Below are 2253 nucleotides of genomic sequence, written 5' to 3' on the forward strand. Positions count from 1 at the left end.
ACGTTCTACGATTACGGTGGAGCCACTAATTTTACAATTTCCAGCAATGTTTACACGACAGCAAATATATGCTTGATTGTAAATTTTAGCATTTCCGTAAACGTGTACACTTTTCCCTATAACAGAATTCCCATAAATCCGCGCATAGTCAAAAACCTTGGCATTATCTCGAACAGAAGCACCACCAACTTCGGCATAATCATAAACTTGTGCATTGTCATAAACGCGTGCATTCCCATAAACCCGCGCATCATCATAAACTTTGGCATCACCGTAAACTTGTGCATTGCCAAAAATCCAACAGTCTCTCTTATGGCTTAAGTTGCTCTCTTTTTCTATAAAACCGCCGAGGTCACCTTTTTTGACATATCCAAAGTCTCTTAATGCTCTAATTCGGTGAAGAGTTCTTCCATCAAACACAGTTTTTTCATCAGTAAATTCGTATTTTTTCATCTGGTCTTTTCTCCAGTTGAGATTCTTTTATCGCCATCAATCCAGTCGTCCCAACATACACATGCATCACCGTAAATTTTTGCATGACCGTAAACATGCGCATCACCGGAAACATGCGCATTGCCGTAAACACGCGCCCTATCGTAAATGTGTGGCTCTTCGTAAACTTGTGCATTGCCATAAACTTCTGCATTATCAAAAACGTGCGGTTCACCGCAAATATATGCATCACCGTAAACTTCTGCATGACCATAAATGCATGGTTCATCGAAAACTTCTGCTTTGCCATAAATACGAGAATTGTCGTAAACCTCGGCATAACCGTAAACTTGTGCATTTTCGTAAACCTTAGCATCATCATAAACCTTGGCATAACCCCCAACCCAGCAATTGCCATCATGACTTAGATTGTCTTCTTTCTCGATATAGCCGCCAAGATCACCTTTCTTGACGTCCCCCAAATCTCTCAGTGCACGAATGCGGTGAAGGATTTTGCCATCAACTTCGATTGTTTCATCAGTCAGTTCGTATTTCTTTTTTATCATAATAACTTTCTCTTAATGCATGCTTTGTCTTTTAAGCTCTTGAGACAGCACACCAATTCCTTTTGCTGTTATTTTTGCTGCGGGTATAACTTTTTCTGTCCCCTCTGTTGTTTGAATAGTGTATGTAGAACAATCCATTAGTCCTTTTTGGATTTTATCTTGATAAGGCAATAAGTGAGCCCCGAAAGTGCGTCGATACACCCATCCTTTTTTCTGTAGGAAGAGAATGAATTGTTTTGGTTGCATTTCGAGCACTTTAGCGGCTTCAGTAAGACCGAAGAGCCCATCAGAGCGTTGTAAGCTTTCAAGAGCCATGGCTTTTGGTTTTAAATCTTCAATGATAGTATCTTTTTGACTTATTTGACCTTGTAGGTAATTCAAAAAGCCAATCATCGCTTGTGGACTTGAGTAATCGATTTGTGGTGTAACAACTTGCTTTGCACGCCGCTCGCATTCAATAAAATATTGACGGGCTTGTTTACCTTTCTTATTGTTTTCAAGCATAGAAAGCTCTTTGGCTACGCTTAGAGTTAGATGATAGTCTTTACGATTGTGACCACCCCTTCCTTTGCTTCCCAAAATAGGGAAGCAAACAAAGTCTTGATTTTCTACCAAATTATATTTGTTGATACGTTCAGTAATCCAGTCCGCAAATTTTTTACCTACTTCTAAAAAACTATGCAAATCACGTGCGTTGACTGTTTGAACGCTTTCTTCGTTAATGGTGTTATTTGTAATAGTGATAGGATTATCCATTTTTATAATCTCTTTGAATTACCAATATTGATAAGAGAAGGTGGCGTCTTTTAAAAACGCCTTTAGCTTTTAAAGCACATCACAAGGACGCAAACGGTGTTGTTGTTCGTAAGAACCATACATTGCATCATCATATTCGCGCTGTTTTATATCATCTAAAAAAAAACCGTATGCTGTGCTGTGTAGAATAAAATCGTGAGGAATGTTTCCGTTGAAACACTGCTCTTCACATTCTTTAAGATAGAATTCGGCAATATCTTCAGAGATATCTTCGCAACGATTAGTCGTTGGTTCAATACGCAAAATTTGGACAGCATTATCGGCTTGGTCGATAAATTTGATCATGTCACTTTCTTCTAAGAAAGGACCAGATTTAGCGAGATTTTGCTCTTCATTTTCGCACATCACTAAGAGAATTTCATCAGAATTTATAAACACTGGTTTATTCACAAATGCCTCCATACTGCCTATTGGCAAAAGTTATTTTCTAAGATATGGA

Annotated in this window: 4 protein-coding genes; all 4 read right to left on the reverse strand. The window is 38.5% G+C overall.

The window, feature by feature from the left end:
- Positions 1-453, reverse strand: a 453-nt coding sequence (locus tag ACFIJZ_RS09625; protein WP_375631924.1) for a hypothetical protein, incomplete at its 3' end; no start/stop codon positions are given.
- Positions 450-995 carry a hypothetical protein gene (locus tag ACFIJZ_RS09630; RefSeq protein WP_375631928.1) on the reverse strand — a complete coding sequence of 182 codons (546 nt, stop codon included), beginning with the start codon at positions 993-995 and terminating at the stop codon, positions 450-452. The genes ACFIJZ_RS09625 and ACFIJZ_RS09630, both read right to left, overlap by 4 nt.
- A 15-nt stretch (positions 996-1010) precedes the next feature.
- Positions 1011-1754, reverse strand: a complete 744-nt coding sequence (locus tag ACFIJZ_RS09635; protein WP_375631926.1) for an antA/AntB antirepressor family protein — start codon at positions 1752-1754, stop codon at positions 1011-1013.
- Positions 1755-1823: 69 nt separating this feature from the next.
- On the reverse strand, positions 1824-2204 hold the full coding sequence (locus tag ACFIJZ_RS09640; RefSeq protein WP_273791750.1) for a hypothetical protein: 381 nt from the start codon (positions 2202-2204) through the stop codon (positions 1824-1826).
- Between the last annotated feature and the right edge of the window lie 49 nt (positions 2205-2253).

It is taken from the genome of Bartonella sp. CL70QHWL, assembly GCF_042194855.1.
Lineage (GTDB): Bacteria > Pseudomonadota > Alphaproteobacteria > Rhizobiales > Rhizobiaceae > Bartonella.